General features: G+C 36.3%; 2 protein-coding genes. Both read left to right on the top strand.

From position 1 onward, the window contains the following. A partial coding sequence (locus ABES02_RS29095) for a hypothetical protein (protein ID WP_430141400.1) occupies positions 1-523 on the top strand: 523 nt, incomplete at its 5' end. Positions 524-1,322: 799 nt separating this feature from the next. After that, positions 1,323-1,952: a hypothetical protein gene (locus ABES02_RS29090; RefSeq protein WP_430141398.1), complete on the top strand. Its 630-nt coding sequence runs from the start codon at positions 1,323-1,325 to the stop codon at positions 1,950-1,952. Positions 1,953-2,103: the final 151 nt, after the last annotated feature.

Here is a 2,103-nt window from a genome sequence, read left to right as displayed (position 1 = left end):
ATACAAGAACGTTATAAGAAATTGGCGCAAACCCATTAATAGAAGAAACTGGGTGTGCTACTCCGTGAAGAATATAAGAACTTTTAATGGCAAAATTGTTTGTCCGCGCTGTGATGGGAACGGACTCATATATAAAACCAACATTGAAGAATTAATAGGAATAAAATTATTTGTCTGCGATGAATGTGAAGCTACTTGGGAAAAGTACGAAGAAATTGGAATGGAAATACTCATAGACTTAACAACTTATTTAGAAACTAAAGGACTGAATTATAGCAAGGTCAACTTTATTAACGAAAATTATGATTGGATTAGCGATCCGGAAGAGAAAGTAAGTAAAGAGTATTATGATTGCCCACTATTAAATATAATGATTTGGATAGGTGATTGTTACGATATCAACGCAGTCCGAAATGAAATGGTAAAGAAATCAGTATTACATGGATTGGAAACTGAACTATCAAAAACTATATCCTTTGAAAAAGCAAATGAGATATGTAAACGATGTAAACATTCATTCTAGGATTTTCGTGGAAGGCGCCAACATCTTATAACACCGTATTCACGCTGCGGGCCTGACGGCCCTTGGTCTGCAGAGGCATTTCGAGGAAGCGGAATCAGCAGACAACCCTGCACTGGCTAAGTCCGTCGGACCCGGGGCTAACGCCCCTTAAGCCAGTGAGGGTTCGTGAATACAAGAACGTTATATGAAAGAGCCTAAACCAATAACTATTAAATACTTTCTATCTTCAATCGTTAAGCAATGGAGTTTTTCTTGGAGGACAAAGATGGGACAGACTAATAAAGAAATGACTATGAAAACAAAGTATTTGATGTACTCAGGTTCAGGATTATATGCCCTATCAATGTTAATGAGGATTCCATACTTTTGGAGATTTATATTACTTATATCACTAACACTTTTACTTACTCTTATTATTGACGAACCTATTAAAGGCTATATGAAGAAATTATTTACAGTGCTATTATTTTTGTTTTTTGTAGGTACGCTGATGGGGTTTATATTAATATTTATTAAGATCGTAGTAATGTATGTGATTTAATGATTATTTTTGTAAGCGATTCAAAGAAGAGGCTCCTTCATATAACACCGTATTCACGCTTCGGCTCCTAACGGAGCCTTGGTCTGCCCGAGGTTTTTCAGAGATGTAATATCAGGCAGACAACCCTGCACTGGCTAAGTCCGTCGGACCCGCCGCTACGCGGCTTAAGCCAGTGAGGGTTCGTGAATACAAGAACGTTAGCTGAAATTTCTGCAATATTTTAGTACATTATTATTTCACATATGTGGAGAGAACATTATGTCAAAACCATTTACAAAACCGGTCATAATAGATCCTTATTATGATTGCCCAAGTTGGATTGATAGTAAAGTGATACGTAAAGAATACGTTACTTTAAGTGAAGAAAGTAAGGACGAAGATGTTGTATTATTTTTAATACTTTTATTTGGTTATAACAATATTGAAGTAAAGCAATCATTGGAAGATTCATTTAATGAATTATTTAATGAAGACCAGGTAGCAATTTCAGGTGGAATTGCTTTTTTTGAAGATCAAAACAAAAAAATATTACCTAGTTGTTGTTGTGGATTAGAAGATTGGAACGAGGTGTATCATTCAGTAAGAAGTAAATCCAGTCCCTGGTTAGGACATGACCCGAATCCAGGGATAATTTATCAAGGTAATTATGTCAGGGTATGGTCGGATGATCCGGACTCATCTAAGGAAAATAAAGAAACAAAAGAAAAACTTTATTTTATAGAATATGAGTATGAGGAATTATTAAAATGCCTTGATAAAACAAAGGAAGACTTGATTAATTTTAATAAAGGACCTTTATTTAAATGGATTTATAGTAGAAACAATGAAATTGGAAACAAAATGACACAAAAAATGGAACAATGGTTTTTAAGTGATTTTGATAAGTAATTCAAGAGGGCAGGAACATCAGCTAACACCGTATTCACGCTGCGGTCGCTACGCTCCCTTGGTCTGCCCGAGGATTTTCGGAGAAGTGGAATCAGGCAGACAACCCTGCGAACCTAACCGCGTCGCGGCCGGCAGCAAGCTGCCTTAAGGT

This window comes from Neobacillus pocheonensis, from assembly GCF_050477905.1.
Lineage (GTDB): Bacteria > Bacillota > Bacilli > Bacillales > Cytobacillaceae > Neobacillus > Neobacillus pocheonensis_A.
This window is presented reverse-complemented; position numbering and strand designations above follow the sequence as displayed.